The organism is Nocardioides sp. IC4_145 (genome assembly GCF_011250565.1).
In the GTDB taxonomy this organism is placed as follows: Bacteria; Actinomycetota; Actinomycetes; order Propionibacteriales; family Nocardioidaceae; genus Nocardioides.
The window spans coordinates 51,856-68,943 of record NZ_JAANMS010000010.1 but is presented as its reverse complement, the minus strand read 5'-3'; the positions used below and the strand labels follow the sequence as shown (position 1 = coordinate 68,943).

The window sequence follows — 17,088 nt, the reverse complement described above, 5'->3', positions numbered from 1 at the left end:
GCGCCGCGTGGTCGACCAGCGAGGAGACCAGACCATGACCCACGCCGCCGCGACCGACGAGACCGCCGTCCTGCCGCCCGTCCCCGCCGGCCCGCCCGCGCCCGGCGCCCCGCTCGCCGAGCTCGAGGCACGCGACATCACCGCCTGGTTCGGCGAGCGGAAGGTGCTCGACCGGGTCTCCCTGACCATGCCGGCGGGTGGGATCACCGCGCTCATCGGGCCCTCGGGCTGCGGCAAGTCCACGTTCCTGCGCATCCTCAACCGGATGCACGAGCTGGTGCCCTCGGCCCGCCTGGCCGGCGAGGTGCTGCTGGACGGCCAGGACGTCTACGACCCCGACCGGCGGCTCATCGACGCCCGGCGGGCGATCGGGATGGTGTTCCAGAAGCCGAACCCCTTCCCCGCGATGTCGATCCGGGAGAACGTCCTCGCGGGCCTGCGCCTCACGGGCACGCGCGCCTCGCGGTCGGTCAAGGAGGAGCTCGTCGAGTCCTGCCTGACCAAGGCCGGGCTGTGGACCGAGGTGCGCGACCGCCTCGACGCCCCCGGCGGCGGCCTGTCCGGCGGTCAGCAGCAACGGCTGTGCATCGCCCGCTCGCTCGCGGTCAAGCCGCGGGTGCTGCTGATGGACGAGCCGTGCTCCGCGCTGGACCCGACCTCGACACGCGTCATCGAGGAGACCATGCTGGAGCTCGCCCGGGAGGTCACCATCGTCATCGTCACGCACAACATGCAGCAGGCCGCACGCGTCTCGACGCAGTGCGCCTTCTTCCTCGCCTCGCACGGCACGCCCGGCGTCATCGTCGAGCACGGCGACACCCGCGCGATGTTCGGCTCTCCGCGCGACCAGCGCACGAGCGACTACGTCAACGGCCGGTTCGGATGACCGGTCGCGTCCGCGCGCTGCCCGCGGCCCTCGGGTTCCTGCTCGCCCTCGCGGTGCTCTCCGGCACCGCGTTCTGGGCCCAGCAGCGGGTGCTCGACCCGGCCAGCAACCGGCCCGCGGACGCGAGCACCCGGTCACCGGGCGGAGCAACGGCGGCTCCCGAGGCCGTGCTCGCCCCGGAGCGCTCAGCGGGGACCGCGCGCGGCGCCGCTCGCACGGCCGCCGGCGGCGTACCCGTCGTCGACCCGGCCTGGGCCGCCTCCACCGCCGAGCGCGCGGGCATCCCGCTGCCGGCCCTGACGGCGTACGGCCGGGCGAGCCTCATGGCGCCCGAGGGCTGCGCGCTCGGGTGGACCACGCTCGCCGGCATCGGCTGGGTCGAGTCCCAGCACGGCACCATCGACGGCCGCACGATCGGCGAGGACGGCCACTCCTCCGAGCCGATCCTCGGCCCGGCCCTCGACGGCCGCGACTTCGCCGCGATCCCCGCCACGCCGCGGTCCAGCCGCTGGCACGGCAACCCCGACTGGGACCACGCCGTCGGACCGCTCCAGTTCATCCCGTCGTCCTGGGACCGGTGGTCCGCCGACGGCGACGGCGACGGCACGGAGGACCCCAACGACCTCGACGACGCCGCCCTCGCCGCGGCGCGCTACCTGTGCGCCGACGGCCACGACCTCACCACCGGTGCCGGGTGGTCGGCGGCGGTCTTCTCCTACAACCACAGCGAGGAGTACGTCGCCGCCGTCCACGCCGCCGCCACCGCCTACGCCGAGAGGACGGCCTGATGCCCAGGTTCAGCGCCGAGGAGATCACCGAGGCCTACGCCGGCTTCCACCAGCAGGTCGCCGGCTTCACCGCGAGCGGCGACTGGCACGGCTACGCCGACCTGTTCACCGAGGACGCGACGTACGTGGAGCACGCCTACGGCACCTTCCGCGGTCGCGAGGAGATCCGCCGGTGGTCGGTCAGGACGATGACCAGCTTCCCCGGCCGGCTGATGACCGGCTTCCCCATCGCCTGGCAGACCGTCGACCTCGAGCGCTCGAGGCTCATCTGCGAGGTCGGAAACCCGATGCCCGACCCCGGCGACGGCTCGCAGCACTCCGAGTCGAACCTCACGATCATGACCTACGCCGGCGACGGCCTGTTCTCGCGCGAGGAGGACGTCTACAACCCGCTGCGGTTCCTGCGGACGACGCTGCGCTGGGCGGCGATCGCCGAGGCGCACGGCCGGCTCGACGACGAGGGACGGGCGTACGTCGCGACGTACGGCGGGAGCCCAACGGCCGGCTGACAACCGGCTGACAACCGGCTGACAACCGGCTGACAACCGTCAGCCGGCTGGGCGAGGCCGCGCATTCACCCGGGGTTCGGCCGGGATCGGTACAACCGGCCCGGTGCGGGTGCTCGTGGAACCGGTGGGCTGGGTCCTGGTCGTCGCCGGCCTGGTGCTGCTCCCGCTGCCCGGCCCGGGGCTGCTGCTGCTCGTGGCTGGTCTCGTGGTCCTCGCCGAGCGGTACGACTGGGCGGACCGGCAGCTGCGCCGCGCCCGCGCGGTCGCCGGCCGGCACGCGGTCAGCAGCCCGGTCCGGTCGGCCCTGAGCATCGGCAGCACCCTCGTCCTCGCCCTCGCCGGCCTGCTGTGGATCTGGCCGGCCTGGTCGTGGCTGCCCGGCGGTCCGTGGGCCGGCGTCGCCCAGCTCGTCTCCGGCCTCGGGGCCTTCGTGCTGCTGCTCGTCGAGCGCCGCGGACACACCCGTCGGGCCCGGGGTCTCGAGCCGGAGTTGCGTCGTTCTGGGATGCTGGACGTCATGGAACCCGCCAGCGCCCCACCGCCGGGAAGCGAGTCGTGAAGGGTGCGGCCCGGCGCGTGACCCTCGAGGTCGTCGGCTGGCTGCTCGTCGTGGCGGGCATCGCCGCGCTGGTGCTGCCCGGGCCCGGGCTGCTCATGCTCTTCGGTGGACTGGCGGTGCTCAGCCAGCAGTACGACTGGGCCGAGCGGCGGCTCGACCCCGTCAAGTACCGCGCGCTCAAGGGCGCCGCCGACTCCGTCGAGACCCCGTTGCGGATCGCCCTCTCCGTCTCCGGGGCGCTGCTGCTCGTCGCTGCGGGCGTCCTGTGGATCATCAAGCCCGACGTGCCCTCGTGGTGGACCCTCGCGGACTCCCTCTGGCTCCCCGGCGGCCTCGCCACCGGCATCACCCAGATCGTCTCCGGCCTCGTCGCCCTGGCCCTGATCGTCTACAGCTACCGCCGCTTCCACGGCAACCCCAAGGCCGTCGCCGCCCTCGAGCGCGACATCGACCGCGCCGATCACACCGCCTGAAGCGCCCTCGCCGCTGGTCGAGCAGCGAAGGCCGTGCGTCCGGCACGGGTCTCGACACGGCCGGCGCCGGGGCGCCTCCCTGCTCGACCAGCGGAGCGTCAGGGCAGCGAGCAGAGGATCGGGATGGGGAGGATGTCGCAGAGGGGGTCGAGCGGGCTGCCGCCGCCCTCGCAGGGGTCGGCGGTGGGGCTGGCGGTCGGGCTGGACGACGGCGTCGGCAGGCCGGGGACGCCCGGCAGGCCCGGGGTGCTCGGGGTGCTCGCCGGGCTCGTCGGGCTCGTCGGGCTCGTCGGGCTCGACGGGCTGGGTGACGGGGAGCAGGACGGGCTGGGGCTGACCGTCACGGTCGCGGTCGGGCCGCCGGTGGTGGGGGTGCCGGTCGCGGTCGCGGTGGCGAGGTAGCGGCAGTCCTCGAGGTCCTGCCGGGCGGCGGCGCGGTCGGCCCGCGCCTGGACCAGGTCGGCCTTGGTGCGCTTCTTCGCGGCCTTGCGCTGCTCGAGCTTCTTCTTCGCCTTCGCCCGCTGCTTCGAGCCCTGCTCGGTCTTCTGGTAGGCCTTCCGCGCCTTCGTCACGTTCGCCGACTTCTTCGCGAGCTGCCGCTCCAACCGGCCGACGCGCGCGACCTCGTCGTCGTAGCTGTTCTGCTCGGCGATGCACCCGGGCGGCGCGGCGGACGCGCTCGCGGTGCCGGCGGAGGTGAGCAGCACCGCGCCGCCGACGACGGAGCCGACGAGGAGGGCGACGGCCGCGAGCGCGGTCAGGAGCGGGCGGAGGGCGGGGTGCGACATGGCGACTCCTGGACGAGGCGGGCGGGCGTCGGTACAACGAGCGGGCGCCGTCCAGGTTAGGCGCCCGGTGTGCCGGAGATCACCTCCGATCGGGGCCCGGCAGGCCGGAGATCGTCCGGAGCACCTGTCCTGAAGCGGTAAGATTTCCGGCGGAGCGGCCCGGCTGACCATCCGCCGGCTGATCGCGCTCCGCCTTCCCGAACAGACCCTCACGCGGTCGTCCTGCCAACGGCGGGCCGGCCGCGTCGTACGTGCGCGCCATCCGCGCACCAGAACGGACGGACCCGCAGTGCCTCTCGAGCTGACGACCCTCATCGGGCTCGCCGCCACCCTGCTCGCCTTCGGCTACACCGTGCCGCAGTTCCGCAAGCTGCGTCGCACGACCTCCGCGGCCGGGGTGAGCATCGCCGCGCTCGGCTGCTCGAGCATCAGCAACGTGGCGTGGACGGCGTACGGCACGTTCGAGCGGGACGTCTGGGTCGCGCTTCCCGCCGCGGTCAGCATCCCCGCGACGGCCGGTGCCCTGGTCCTCGCCTGGCACCGGGGCGGCGCCCGTGAGCGGCTCTGGCTGCCGGTCGTCTGGGCGGCGGTCGTGTCGGCCGCCGCGCTGTCCGCCCTCTGGGTCGGGCACGGCCCGGTGACGGTCGTGCTCGGCTGCTCGGTCGCGCTGCTCGTCACGCCGGCGGCGCTGACCGCCTGGCGCAGCTCCGACGTGGCCGCCATCGCGGTGTCCGGCTGGGTGATGCTGGTCGTCGACGCGCTGCTGGCCGGGGCGTACGGCGTGCTGGCCGGCGTGGACGCGAACGTCATCTACGGCGCCGTCGCCGTCACCGGCTCGCTGGCCGTCCTCCTGCGCGTCGGCGTCCCGCCGCACGTCCACGCCCGCCTGGTCCGGCTGCCCGCGCCGGCCGGCCCGCTCGGTGCCACCGCCCGCGTCACGCCCGGTGTCACCACCGACGAGCTCAGCCTGGTCGCCTGACCCGGGCCTGACCTGGGCCTGACCTGGGCCCGACCGGTGCCGACCGGCACTGTCGGAGCCGGGTGGCATGCTGCGCCGCGTGCCTCTCCACCTCCATTCCGCACCGCGGACCGACCGGCTCGCCGACGCGCTCGGCGAGCTGCTGTCGCGCCCGTTGGCGGACCCGTTCGCGGAGGAGGTCGTGGCCGTCCCCGCGAAGGGCGTGGAGCGCTGGTTGACCCAGCGGCTCTCCCACCGGCTCGGCACGTCGCCGGGCGGGTCCGACGGGGTCTGCGCCGGGGTGCGCTTCCTGAGCCCGCGCTCGCTGGTGGGGCTGCTGCTCGACCGCGACCGTGACGACGCGTGGGACCCCGACCGGCTGGTGTGGCCGCTGCTGGGCGTCATCGACGACAGCCTCGACGAGCCGTGGTGCGCGACACTGGCGGCCCACCTCGGCCACGGGCTGGAGGGCGAGGAGGCCGTGCTGCGGCGCAACCGGCGCTGGTCGGTGGCGCGCCGGCTCGCGGGCCTCTACACGTCGTACGCCGTGCAGCGGCCGTCGCTGGTCGCCGACTGGCGGGCGGGTCGCGACACCGACGGTGCGGGCGGCCCGCTCGACGAGGACCTCCGCTGGCAGGCCGAGCTGTGGCGCCGGCTGCTGACCCGGGTGCCCGTCGACCCGCCGGACGTGCGGCACGAGCGGACGCTGGCGGCCCTGCGGGACGGCGGGCGTGGGCTCGACCTGCCCGACCGGCTGTCCCTCTTCGGTCACACGCGACTTCCCGTCACCGAGGTCGAGCTGCTGGGCGCGCTGGGGGAGTCACGCGAGGTCCACCTGTGGCTCCCGCAGCCGTCGCCGGGCCTGTGGCGGGCGCTCGCCGACGTCGGGGGCCCGGTGGTCCGGGCGGAGGACGACACCACCGCCCGCGTGGGGCACCCGCTGCTGGCCTCCCTCGGCCGGGACACCCGCGAGCTGCGGCGGACGCTCGCACCGGTGCCGGCCGAGGAGCACGAGGACCCCCCTTCCGAGGAGCCGGCGACCACGCTGCTCGGTTGGCTCCAGCACGACCTGCGTGCCAACGCCGCCCCCGACGTCGCCACCCGCGACGCCCGCCGGCCGGCCGCCGGCGACCGCAGCGTCCAGGTGCACGCCTGCCACGGGCCGGCGAGGCAGGTCGACGTCCTGCGCGAGGTGCTCGTGGGGCTGCTCGCCGACGACCCGACCCTCGAGCCGCGCGACATCCTCGTGATGTGCCCCGACATCGAGACCTACGCGCCCCTGGTCTCCGCGGGGTTCGGCCTGGCCGACGTGGTCCCCGACGACCGCGGCCACCCGGCGCACCGGCTCCGCGTGCGGCTGGCCGACCGCGCCCTGACCAGCACCAACCCCCTGCTCGCGGTGGCCGCCCGCGTGGTCGAGCTCGCCGGCGGCCGGGTCCGGGCCAGCGAGGTGCTCGACCTGATGTCCGCCGAGCCGGTGCGGGCGCGGTTCCGGCTGACCGACGACGAGCTGGCGCGGGCGACCCGCTGGGTCGGCGACGCAGGCATCCGCTGGGGGCTGGACGCGGAGGGCCGTGCGGGCTTCGCCATGGACCGCTTCGAGCACAACACCTGGCGCGCCGGCCTCGACCGCCTGCTGCTCGGCGTCGTGATGAGCGGCGACGACCACCGCCACCTCGGCCGCGGGCTCCCGCTCGACGACGTCGGCAGCAGCGACATCGACCTCGTCGGCCGCTTCGCCGAGCTCATGTCACGGCTCGAGGACTGCCTGCGCGCCCTCGACGCGGCCGTGCAGGTGGGCGAGTGGATGGCCGCGCTCCACGACGGGGTGCGGGCGCTGACCGACGTGCCCCTCGAGGACGCCTGGCAGCTGCCGCAGCTCGAGCGCGAGCTGGCCCGGGCCGTGGAGTCCGCGGGCGACGGCGCGGACGTGGCGCTCCGGCTGGCCGACGTGCGCGCGCTGCTGGAGTCCCGCCTGGCCGGCCGGCCGACGCGTGCGAACTTCCGCACCGGGACGCTGACGGTCTGCACGATGGTGCCGATGCGCTCGGTGCCGCACCGGGTGGTGTGCCTGGTCGGCCTCGACGACGGCGTCTTCCCGCGCAACGCCACGGTGGACGGCGACGACGTCCTGGCCCGCCGACCGCTGACCGGTGAGCGCGACCCCCGCAGCGAGGACCGCCAGCTCCTGCTCGACGCGGTGATGGCCACGACCGAGACCCTGGTGGTCACCTACACCGGCGCCAACGAGCACTCCGGCGCCGCGCGGCCGCCGGCCGTGCCGCTGGGCGAGGTGCTCGACGCGCTCGACCGGACCGCGGCCGGTCCCGTGCGCGAGCAGGTGCTCGTGCGCCACCCGCTCCAGCCGTACGACGTGCGCAGCTTCGCCGACGGCGCGCTCGGCGTGCCCGGGCCCTTCGCGTTCGACGAGCCGGCCCTCGCCGGCGCCCGGGCGGTGATCGGAGAGCGCACCCCGCGCCCGGTGTTCCTGGCCGCGCCCCTGGCCGAGCGCGACACCGAGGACGTCGCGCTGGCCGACCTCCACGACTTCCTGCGCCACCCGGTCCGCGCGTTCCTGCGCCGGCGGCTCGACGTCGGGGCCCCGCGCTCCGCGGAGGAGGTCAGCGACGCGATCCCGGTCGACCTCGACGGGCTGCGGTCCTGGGAGGTCGGCGACCGGTTGCTGAACGAGCTGCTCGCCGGCCAGGACGCCGCCTCGGTGATGACCGCCGAGCAGCTGCGCGGGTCGCTTCCCCCGGGCCGGCTCGGCCACCAGAAGCTGTCCGAGGTCGCGCAGGAGTCCGAGAAGCTCTGGAACCGCACCGCCGAGCTGCGGGTCGGCGCGGCCCGCAGCATCGACGTCGACGTGGCGCTCGGCGACGGCCGTCGGCTCAGCGGCGTCGTGCAGCGCGTCCACGGCACCCGCGTGGTGTCGCTGAGCTACTCCCGGCTCAAGGCCAAGCAGCGGCTCGCCTCCTGGGTCGACCTGCTCGCGCTCAGCGCCGGCCGCCCCGACGAGCACTGGACCGCGCACGCGGTCGGCCGTGACAAGGCCGGCCCCAAGCGCGCGCTGGCCGGGCCGCTGGACCACCGGGCCGTCGACTGGCTGCGCCAGCTGGTCGAGCTGCGGGACCTCGGCCTGACCCGGCCGCTGCCGGTCCCGGTGCTGACCGCCCACGCGTGGGCCGAGGCGCGGCTGCTCGAGCTGATGGGCAACGACCGGTCCCCGGAGCAGGCCGCCGAGCGGGAGTGGCGCACCGACCCGGGCAACAGCTGGGGCATCGAGCGCGAGGACGCCGACCCGCACCACGTGCGGGTGTGGGGCGAGCGCGCCCCGCTGTCGGACCTCCTCGACGCCGGGCTGGCGACGTACGCCTGGACGGTGTGGGAGCCCGTCCTCACCCTCGGCGAGAAGGTGGCCGCGCTGTGACCGCCCCTTCCCTCGACCGGACGACCGGCCCGACCGCCTTCGACATCCGCGACGCGCTGCCGACCGGCACCACGCTGCTCGAGGCCAGTGCGGGCACCGGCAAGACCTGGACCATCGGCGCGCTCGTGACGAGGTACGTCGCCGAGGGGGTCTGCTCGCTGGAGCGGATGCTCGTCGTCACCTTCGGCCGCGCGGCCAGCCAGGAGCTCCGCGAGCGCGTCCGGGCGCAGCTGGTCGAGGCCGAGCGCGCCCTCGCCGACGACCCCACGCTGGCGCCGCAGGAGCCCTCCGCGCTCATCGCGCTGCTCCTCGACTGCGACGAGGCCGAGCGGGCGCTGCGGCACCGGCGGGTGACCGAGGCGCTGGCCGGGTTCGACGGAGCGACGATCGCGACGACCCACCAGTTCTGCTCGATGGTGCTCGGCTCGCTCGGCGTCGCCGGCGACACCGACGCCCGCGCCCGGCTGGTCGAGGACCTCGACGAGCTGCTCACCGAGGTCGTCGACGACCTCTACCTGCGGGCGTTCGCCTTCGCCGGGACCGACCCGACGTTCAGCCGGGCCGAGGCGATGGGCATCGCCCGCACGGTGATGGGCGACCCGCAGGCCCGGCTGGAGCCGGCCCACCAGGACCGCTCCACCCCCGCCGGCCGTCGGGTCGCGTTCGCGCACGCCGTCCGCGCCGAGATGGAGCGCCGCAAGCGGCGGCTCGGCGTGCTGTCGTACGACGACCTGCTCGCCCAGCTCGCCGGCGCGCTCGAGCACCCGGACGCGCCGGCGCGGGTCCGGATGCGGCAGCGGTGGAGCATCGTGCTGGTCGACGAGTTCCAGGACACCGACCCCGTGCAGTGGCAGGTCCTGGACCGGGCGTTCACCGGTCACGCCACGATGGTGCTCATCGGCGACCCGAAGCAGGCGATCTACGCCTTCCGCGGCGGCGACGTCACCACCTACCTCCAGGCCGCCGCGACCGCGACGACGACCAAGACGCTGCCGGTCAACTGGCGCAGCGACGAGCGCTTGCTCGAGTCGTTCCAGACGGTGCTCCGCGGGGCCGAGCTGGGTGACCCCCGGATCGTGGTCCACGACGTCACCCACCACCACGACGGGTCCCGGCTCGAGGGTGCGCCGAGCACCGCGCCGTTCCGGCTCCGGGTGGTGCGTCGCGACCACGTCCGCCGGCGGGGCTCGGCCCCGCTCTACGTCTCCCAGGTCCGCCCGCACGTCGCCCGCGACCTCGCGCTCGACGTCCGGCGGCTGCTCGCCTCGGGCGCCACGTTCGAGGGACGTCCGCTGGAGCCGCGCGACGTCGCGGTCATCGCCTACCGCCACGCCGACCTCGCGGCCTGCCGCGCCGCCCTGCACGAGGTCGGGGTGCCGGCGGTCATCGCGGGCGGCGGCAGCGTCTTCGCCACCCCGGCCGCGACCGAGTGGCTCGAGCTCCTGGAGGCGCTCGAGCAGCCGCACCGCAGCACGCGGGTGCGGACGGCCGCGCTCACGTGCTTCTTCGGCCACACCGCCGCGGAGCTCGACGCCGGGGGCGACCGGCTCACCGACGAGGTGGCCGACACCCTGCGCTCGTGGGTCGAGGTGTTCACCCGTCGCGGGGTGGCCGCGGTGCTCGAGGCCGCGAACGTCGCCGGCCTGCCCGCCCGCGTCCTCTCCGAGGTCGGCGGCGAGCGGCGGCTCACCGACCTGCGCCACATCGGCGAGGCGCTGCACGAGGTCGCGCTGACCGAGCGGCTCGGCCTGGTCGCGATGCTCGCCTGGCTGCGCGGGCAGGTGGCCGACGCCGAGGAGGGTCGCGGCACCGAGCGCACCCGCCGCCTCGACTCCGACGCCGCCGCCGTGCAGCTCGTGACGATCCACGCGAGCAAGGGGTTGGAGTACCCCGTCGTCTACCTGCCCGCGCTCGCCGACCGGAACGTGCCGAAGCCGTCCACGCCGCTGTTCCACGACGCCGGGGGCACCCGGTGCCTCGCGGTCGGCGGGCCGGGCGGGGACGACTGGGACGACCACGTGCGCCGGTGGTCCGAGGAGGAGGCCGCCGAGCACCTCCGCCTGCTGTACGTCGCGCTCACCCGCGCCCGCTCCCAGGTCGTCGCCTGGTGGTCGCCGACCCGCAACACACCGTGCTCGCCGCTGCACCGGATGTTGCTGGGCCGCCGGCCGGGGATGGCCGAGGTGCCGGCCGAGTTCCGCACGCTCACCGACGACGAGGCCGCGGACTTCCTCGCCCGCTGGCAGGCCGCGGGCGGACCGACCGTCGAGCCCGCCGACCACGCCGACCCAGGTGCCGAACCCGTGCGTCCGGAGCCGCCGGCCCTCGCCGTCCGCCGCTTCGACCGCGACGTCGACGTCGCGTGGCGCCGCACGTCGTACTCCGCGCTCACCCGGGTCGACGTCGTCGCGCTCCCCGGTCCCGGTGGGGTCACCAGCGAGCCGGAGACCGTCGCGAAGCAGGACGAGCCGGACGTGCCGGTGCCGGTCGCCGCCCCGGCCGAGCACTCGGTGCCCTCCCCGATGGCCGCCCTGCCGGTCGGCGCGACCTTCGGCTCGCTGGTCCACGCCGTGCTCGAGCACGCCGACCCGGACGCGCCGGACCTGCGTGCTGAGCTGCTCGGGCACGTGCGCGAGCAGCTCGTGCGCTGGCCGGTGCCGGTCGACGCCGAGGAGCTCGCCGACGCCCTGGTCGCGGTCTGCGACTCCCCGCTCGGATCGGTCGGCGGCACCGTCGTGCCGACCACGCTGCGCCGGGTGCCGCTGCGCGACCGCCTGCGGGAGATGGAGTTCGAGCTGCCGCTCTCGGGTGGCGACCTCGCCGGCCCCGCCGGCCGGGAGGCCCGCCTGGCGGACCTGGCGCCGCTGCTGCGCCGCCACCTGCCCGAGGGCGACCCGGTCCGCGGCTACGCCGAGCAGCTCGACCAGGCCGCGCTCGGCGGGCAGAGCCTGCGCGGCTACCTGACCGGCTCGGTCGACGTGGTGCTGCGCCTGCGCGACGAGCAGGACCGGCCGCGCTACGTGGTGGTCGACTACAAGACCAACTGGCTCGGCCCGGCCGACGAGCCGCTGACCGCGCACGCCTACCGCCCCGAGGCCCTGGACGCCGCCATGGGCCACTCCGACTACCCGCTGCAGGCGCTGCTGTACGCCGCCGTGCTGCACCGGTTCCTGCGGTGGCGCCAGCCCGGCTACGACCCGGAGGTCCACCTCGGCGGGGTGCTCTACCTCTACCTGCGCGGCATGTGCGGCCCGGACACCCCCCTGGTCGACGGCCGACCGTGCGGCGTCTTCACCTGGCGCCCGCCCGTGGCACTGGTCGAGGAGCTCTCCGACCTGCTCGACGGCCGCGTGCCGGTCGAGGTGTCGGAGGAGGTGACCGCATGACCGAGCTGTTCGAGCCGGTCGGCGACCACGACCACCGGATCGCCCTCACGGCGACCGGGGCGCTCGCGGACCTCAACCGGGCCGGCCTGCTCGAGGCCGGCGACCTGCACGTCGCCACCCGGGTCGCCGACCTCGCCGGCGGGGCCGACGACGACGCGCTGCTCGCCCTCGCGCTGGCCGTGCGGGCGGTCCGGCACGGGTCGGTGGCCGTCGACCTCGCCACCGTGCCCGAGATCGCCCCGGGCCTGGCCTGGCCGGAGCCGGACGCCTGGCTGCGCGCGGTCGGCCGCTCGCCGCTGGTCGAGCAGGGGGCGCTCCGCCTCGAGCACGGTCTCGTCTACCTCGACCGCTACGCCCGCCTCGAGCAGCAGGTCTGCAGCGACCTGGTCGCCCGCGCCCGCCAGGAACCGCCCCAGGTCGACGAGGCCGCGCTGGCCACGGCGCTCGAGCGGGTCGGTGGCGGCCGGCTGAGCGAGCAGCAGCGCGAGGCTGCCGAGCGCAGCGTGCGGCAGTGGACGACCGTGCTGACCGGCGGGCCCGGCACCGGCAAGACCACGACGGTCGCCCGGATCCTCGCCGTGCTCGCCGACCAGGCGGCCGCGCAGGACGCAGCGGCGGGCAGCGCCCGGCCGGGTGCGCCCGGCCGCCGGCTGTCGGTCGCCCTGAGTGCTCCGACCGGCAAGGCGGCGGCGCGGCTCCAGGAGGCGGTCGACGCCGAGCTGGCGACGCTGCCGGCCGAGGACCGCGGCCGGCTCGCGATCGAGTCGATGACGCTGCACCGGCTGCTGGGGTGGCGGGCCGACAACGCCACCCGCTTCCGGCACGACCGGACCAACCGGCTCACCCACGACGTGGTCGTCGTCGACGAGTCCTCGATGGTCGAGCTGACCCTGATGGCGCGGCTGCTCGAGGCGGTCCGCCCGCAGGCCCGGCTGCTCCTCGTCGGCGACCCGCGGCAGCTCACCTCGGTCGGCGCGGGCGCGGTCCTCTCCGACCTGGTCGCGGGCCACGAGGGCGATCCGGCCACCCCGGTGGTGTCGTTGACCGAGAACTACCGCTCCACCGAGGACATCAAGACCCTCGCCGAGGCCTTGCGCACCGGCACGGCCGACGAGGTGCTGGCCGCGCTGCGGACGCCGTCGTCGGAGGTTGAGTACGTCGAGACCGACGACCCCGCGAGCGTGCTGCGCGCGGACACGCTGGCCTCCGCGCTCGCCGTGCGCCGGGCCGCCGAGCAGGGCGACGCCGCCGGCGCCGTACGCGCTCTCGACGAGCACCGGCTGCTGTGCGCGCACCGCGAGGGTCCGTACGGTGTACGCGTCTGGAACCGGCACGTCGAGCAGTGGCTCGGCGAGGCGCTCGGGCAGGACCTGCGGCAGGAGTGGTACGTCGGCCGCCCGCTGCTGGTGACCACCAACGACCACGCGCTGGAGGTCTACAACGGCGAGACCGGCGCGGTGGTGCTCGGTGCCGACGGCCGCGTCCGGGCGTGGATCTCCGGGTCGCGGGGGCTCCAGGACTTCGCTCCCGGACGGCTCGACGCCGTGGAGACGATGCACGCGATGACGATCCACAAGAGCCAGGGCAGCCAGGCCCGCCGGGTGACCGTGCTGCTGCCCGAGGAGGGGTCGCGGCTGCTGAGCCGCGAGCTGTTCTACACCGCGGCCACGCGGGCCCAGGAGCACGTGCGCGTGGTCGGCTCCGAGGCTGCGGTGCGCGCCGCGGTGGGGACCCGGGCCCAGCGCGCGACCGGCCTGCGGCAGCGCCTCCAGGCGGCCCGCGCAGGTGGGTCCGGGAACGGGTCCGGGACGTGACACGGAGAAACCGCGTCGCAACCTCGGCCCACTAGGGTCGCGAGCATGCCCTTCCTGCTGCGCGTCGAGCTGCCCGACGTCCCCGGTTCGCTGGGGCGGCTGGCGACCGCGATCGGTGAGGCCGGCGGCGACATCGAGGCGATCGAGATCGTCGAGAAGCGGCACGACGGGACCGCGCTGGACGACGTCCTGCTGGAGATGTCCGGCGGCGCGATGCCCGACTCGGTGGTCTCGGCCTGCAACCAGATCGAGGGCGTCAGCGTGGTCTGGATCAGCCGGTACGCCGCAGGCGGCAACCTCGTCCTCGACCTCGAGGCCGTCGAGGAGCTGACCGCGACCCCTGCCGAGGCCGTCGACCGCTGCGTCGACCTGCTGCCGGTCACCTTCCGCGCCGACTGGGCTGCCCGGATCCACCGCGCCCACGGCACCCGGCACCGGACCGAGGCCGCGCCCGACGAGCTGCCGTTCGTCGAGATCGAGCACACCGAGCGGCTGGAGGTCGAGGGCGACGACGTGACGATCTACGCCGCGACCCGCCTCGACGGCAACCAGATCATCGTCATCGGTCGCCGGGGCGGGCCGGAGTTCCTCGACTCCGAGCTGGCCCGGCTCGACCACCTCGTCGGGCTCGCCCAGACCATCGCCCGCGTCGGCTGACGCGCGCTCGGTCCCGCCGCCTCAGTCCTCGACGCGCTCGAGGAGGAAGACGGGGATCTCCCGGTCGGTCTTCTCCTGGTACTCCGCGTACGGCGCGTACTGGGCGACGCACCGGTCCCACCACTCCGCGCGCTCGACGCCGGTGGCGACCCGGGCGCGGTAGAGGGCCGGCTCGGGGCCGTCCTGGAGCTGCACGACGGGATGGGCGAGGAAGTTGGCGTACCAGCTGGGGTGCTCCGGGTCGCCGCCCTTCGACGCGACGGCGGCGTACACGCCCTCGTGCTCGACGCGCATCACCGGGTTCTTGCGGAGCTTGCCGGACTTCGCGCCCTTCGAGGTGATGACCACGATCGGCCACTCCGGCTTGTCCATCAGCGTGTGTGCCTCGCGCCCGCCGGTGCGCTCGTAGGTCTCGACCTGGTTGCGCACCCACTCGCTGGGGCTGGGCTCGTACTCACCGTCCAAGAGGTCCATGACCTACCGGAACCCATTCCGGCGCGGTCCTCTTCCCGGGTGCCGGCGCGCCGCGGCTAGGGTCGGTCGCCATGAGCGCGATCGACGGGGTGTCGGAGATCTTCGACGCCGAGCTGTGGGACGTCGTCCCCGGCTTCGAGGACCTGACCGACCTGACCTACCACCGGGCGAAGGCGCACGGCACCGTCCGCGTCGCGTTCGACCGCCCCGACGTGCTCAACGCGTTCCGCCCGCACACCGTCGACGAGCTGCTGCGGGTGCTCGAGCACGCCCGGACCACCAGCGACGTCGGCTGCGTCCTGCTCACTGGCAACGGTCCCGGCGAGCGGCACGGCAAGTGGGCGTTCTGCACGGGTGGCGACCAGCGGATCCGCGGGCGCGCCGGTTACATGTATCAGGATCAGCACCGCGCGGAGGGCGAGACCGCCGAGACCGTGGTCGACAAGGCCAAGCTCGGTCGCCTGCACATCCTCGAGGTGCAGCGGCTGATCCGGTTCATGCCGAAGATCGTCATCTGCGTCGTCCCCGGCTGGACGGCCGGCGGCGGCCACAGCCTGCACGTGGTGTGCGACCTGACGCTGGCCAGCGCGGAGGAGGCGCGGTTCAAGCAGACCGACGCCGACGTGGGGTCGTTCGACGGCGGGTTCGGGTCGGCGTACCTCGCCCGCCAGGTCGGCCAGAAGATCGCCCGCGAGATCTTCTTCCTCGGCCAGGAGTACTCCGCCGAGGACGGGGTCCGGATGGGCACGGTCAACCGCGCGGTGCCGCACGCCGAGCTCGAGGCGACCGCGCTGGAGTGGGGCCGGATCGTCAACGGCAAGAGCCCGACGGCGCAGCGGATGCTGAAGTACTCCTTCAACGCCATCGACGACGGCCTGGTCGGCCAGCAGCTCTTCGCCGGCGAGACCACCCGCCTGGCCTACATGACCGACGAGGCCCAGGAGGGTCGCGACCAGTTCCTCGAGAAGCGCGACCCGGACTGGTCGGACTACCCCTGGTACTACTGAGGCGACCCGGGCACCGGCCGCCCGTGCGACGTCCCCTGCTCCGCGCCGCCGGGCTGGCCCCGGCGCTGCTGCTGGTCGCCTGCGGCGGCACCACGACCGGGGACCTGTCGGCGGACGCACTGGCCGCCGAGGTCGCGGCGCTCTACCCGGCGGCCGGCGACGCCCGCGTCGACGTCCGCTGCGCCGGTCCGCTCGCCGGCGAGCTGGGCGCCACGCAGGACTGCCGGGTGGCGGTGCGCCGCGACGTCGTGACGGTCCGCGCGACGGTGACCGAGGAGTCCGACGAGGGCCCGATGTTCGAGACCGTGCCGGTCGTCGCGGCGGGCCGGGTCGCCCGGACCGTGCTGCGTGCGCTGGTCGCGGACGAGTACGTCGTGGGCGAGGTCGCCTGCGAGGCCGAGCTGGTCGGCGTGGTGGGCGAGTCGGTGGCGTGCCGGGCCGCGCCACCGGACGGCGGGCGGCGTGCCGGCGTCACGGCGACCGTGCACCGGGTCGAGGGGCTCGACGTGCGGATCCGGTACCGCCTCGTGGGCTGACCCCCGCAGGGCGGCCCCAGGTGACACACTCGCCGCATGGAGGTGGAAGTGCTGTGAAGGTGGTCGTCCTGACCGGAGCCGGGATCTCTGCGGAGAGCGGGGTACCGACCTTCCGCGACGCCGACGGGCTGTGGGAGGGGCACCGGGTCGAGGACGTCGCCACGCCCGAGGCGTACGACGCGCAGCCGTTCGTCGTGCACCGGTTCTACGACGCCCGCCGCAAGGCGCTGGCGGCGGTGGAGCCGAACGCCGCGCACCACGCCCTCGCGCGGCTCGAGCAGGCCCTCGGCGACGACCTGCTCGTCGTCACCCAGAACATCGACGACCTGCACGAGCGCGCCGGCTCCAGCCGCGTCCTCCACATGCACGGCGAGCTGCTGTCGGCGGTCTGCCGGGCCTGCCGCGGCCGGTCGCGCTGGGAGCAGGACCTCGTCGACCTGCCGCCCTGCCCGCGCTGCGGCACGCCCGACCTGCGACCGGACGTGGTGTGGTTCGGCGAGATCCCCTACGAGATGGACCGGATCTACCTCGCGCTCGAGGCGGCCGACCTGTTCGTCTCGATCGGCACCTCCGGCGCGGTCTACCCGGCCGCCGGCTTCGTGCAGCAGGCGGCGGCGTACGGCGCCCGGACCCTCGAGCTGAACCTCCAGGCCAGCGAGGTCACCACGCTCTTCGACGAGACCCGGCAGGGCCTCGCCGGCGAGCTCGTGCCAGCGTGGGTGGACGAGGTGCTCGTCCGGCGTTGACCGGATGGCCAGCATCCCAAGTAGACCTGGGATGTTCGCACTCTGCGGCTGATGCGACGGCAGAGAACCTCCAGCAT

General features: G+C 75.1%; 15 protein-coding genes. 13 read left to right on the top strand and 2 right to left on the bottom strand.

Annotated features, from left to right (window positions below; all coding sequences use genetic code 11):
* The first annotated feature begins 34 nt into the window (after window positions 1-34).
* From G6553_RS06895 to G6553_RS21645, 5 genes are all read left to right on the top strand, one after another.
* Window positions 35-886 (top strand): phosphate ABC transporter ATP-binding protein, encoded by an 852-nt coding sequence (locus tag G6553_RS06895; RefSeq protein ID WP_166190433.1) that lies wholly within the window; start codon window positions 35-37, stop codon window positions 884-886.
* Window positions 883-1,674: a lytic murein transglycosylase gene (locus G6553_RS06890; RefSeq protein ID WP_166190431.1), complete on the top strand. Its 792-nt coding sequence runs from the start codon at window positions 883-885 to the stop codon at window positions 1,672-1,674. Before G6553_RS06895 ends, G6553_RS06890 begins: the two co-directional genes overlap by 4 nt.
* Entirely contained in the window at window positions 1,674-2,183 is a 510-nt protein-coding gene (locus G6553_RS06885) for a nuclear transport factor 2 family protein (RefSeq protein ID WP_166190429.1), read from the top strand. Before G6553_RS06890 ends, G6553_RS06885 begins: the two co-directional genes overlap by 1 nt.
* Before the next feature lie 103 nt (window positions 2,184-2,286).
* On the top strand, window positions 2,287-2,742 hold the full coding sequence (locus tag G6553_RS22075; RefSeq protein WP_166190427.1) for a PGPGW domain-containing protein: 456 nt from the start codon (window positions 2,287-2,289) through the stop codon (window positions 2,740-2,742).
* 17 nt (window positions 2,743-2,759) lie between these two features.
* Window positions 2,760-3,215 carry a PGPGW domain-containing protein gene (locus G6553_RS21645; RefSeq protein WP_347565553.1) on the top strand — a complete coding sequence of 152 codons (456 nt, stop codon included), beginning with the start codon at window positions 2,760-2,762 and terminating at the stop codon, window positions 3,213-3,215.
* Window positions 3,216-3,313: 98 nt separating this feature from the next.
* Here G6553_RS21645 and G6553_RS06870 read toward each other — a convergent pair whose 3' ends face one another.
* Window positions 3,314-4,003 (bottom strand): hypothetical protein, encoded by a 690-nt coding sequence (locus G6553_RS06870; protein WP_166190423.1) that lies wholly within the window; start codon window positions 4,001-4,003, stop codon window positions 3,314-3,316.
* A 289-nt stretch (window positions 4,004-4,292) separates the two neighbouring features.
* On the opposite strand from G6553_RS06870, the gene G6553_RS06865 reads away from it, so the two are divergent.
* From G6553_RS06865 to G6553_RS06845, 5 genes are all read left to right on the top strand, one after another.
* Window positions 4,293-4,982 carry a SemiSWEET family transporter gene (locus G6553_RS06865; protein ID WP_166190421.1) on the top strand — a complete coding sequence of 230 codons (690 nt, stop codon included), beginning with the start codon at window positions 4,293-4,295 and terminating at the stop codon, window positions 4,980-4,982.
* Between the two features lie 79 nt (window positions 4,983-5,061).
* Window positions 5,062-8,391, top strand: a complete 3,330-nt coding sequence (gene recC, locus G6553_RS06860) for an exodeoxyribonuclease V subunit gamma (protein WP_166190420.1) — start codon at window positions 5,062-5,064, stop codon at window positions 8,389-8,391.
* Window positions 8,388-11,777 carry a UvrD-helicase domain-containing protein gene (locus tag G6553_RS06855; protein ID WP_166190418.1) on the top strand — a complete coding sequence of 1,130 codons (3,390 nt, stop codon included), beginning with the start codon at window positions 8,388-8,390 and terminating at the stop codon, window positions 11,775-11,777. The genes recC and G6553_RS06855 overlap by 4 nt, the downstream gene beginning before the upstream one ends.
* Window positions 11,774-13,591: an exodeoxyribonuclease V subunit alpha gene (gene recD / locus G6553_RS06850; RefSeq protein WP_166190416.1), complete on the top strand. Its 1,818-nt coding sequence runs from the start codon at window positions 11,774-11,776 to the stop codon at window positions 13,589-13,591. Before G6553_RS06855 ends, recD begins: the two co-directional genes overlap by 4 nt.
* A gap of 45 nt (window positions 13,592-13,636) precedes the next feature.
* Window positions 13,637-14,248, top strand: a complete 612-nt coding sequence (locus G6553_RS06845) for an ACT domain-containing protein (protein ID WP_166190414.1) — start codon at window positions 13,637-13,639, stop codon at window positions 14,246-14,248.
* Between the two features lie 21 nt (window positions 14,249-14,269).
* On the opposite strand, the gene G6553_RS06840 is transcribed toward G6553_RS06845, so the two are convergent.
* Window positions 14,270-14,722 carry a nitroreductase family deazaflavin-dependent oxidoreductase gene (locus tag G6553_RS06840; protein WP_166190412.1) on the bottom strand — a complete coding sequence of 151 codons (453 nt, stop codon included), beginning with the start codon at window positions 14,720-14,722 and terminating at the stop codon, window positions 14,270-14,272.
* A 71-nt stretch (window positions 14,723-14,793) separates the two neighbouring features.
* On the opposite strand from G6553_RS06840, the gene G6553_RS06835 reads away from it, so the two are divergent.
* From G6553_RS06835 to G6553_RS06825, 3 genes are read left to right on the top strand one after another with little or no spacing between them, the layout of a single operon-like run.
* The gene (locus G6553_RS06835; RefSeq protein WP_166190410.1) at window positions 14,794-15,729 is read left to right on the top strand and encodes a 1,4-dihydroxy-2-naphthoyl-CoA synthase; all 936 of its coding nucleotides are present in this window, start codon (window positions 14,794-14,796) and stop codon (window positions 15,727-15,729) included.
* Window positions 15,730-15,752: 23 nt separating this feature from the next.
* Window positions 15,753-16,265: a DUF4333 domain-containing protein gene (locus G6553_RS06830; RefSeq protein ID WP_166190408.1), complete on the top strand. Its 513-nt coding sequence runs from the start codon at window positions 15,753-15,755 to the stop codon at window positions 16,263-16,265.
* A 53-nt stretch (window positions 16,266-16,318) separates the two neighbouring features.
* On the top strand, window positions 16,319-17,011 hold the full coding sequence (locus tag G6553_RS06825; RefSeq protein WP_166190406.1) for an NAD-dependent deacylase: 693 nt from the start codon (window positions 16,319-16,321) through the stop codon (window positions 17,009-17,011).
* The last annotated feature ends 77 nt before the right edge of the window (window positions 17,012-17,088 follow it).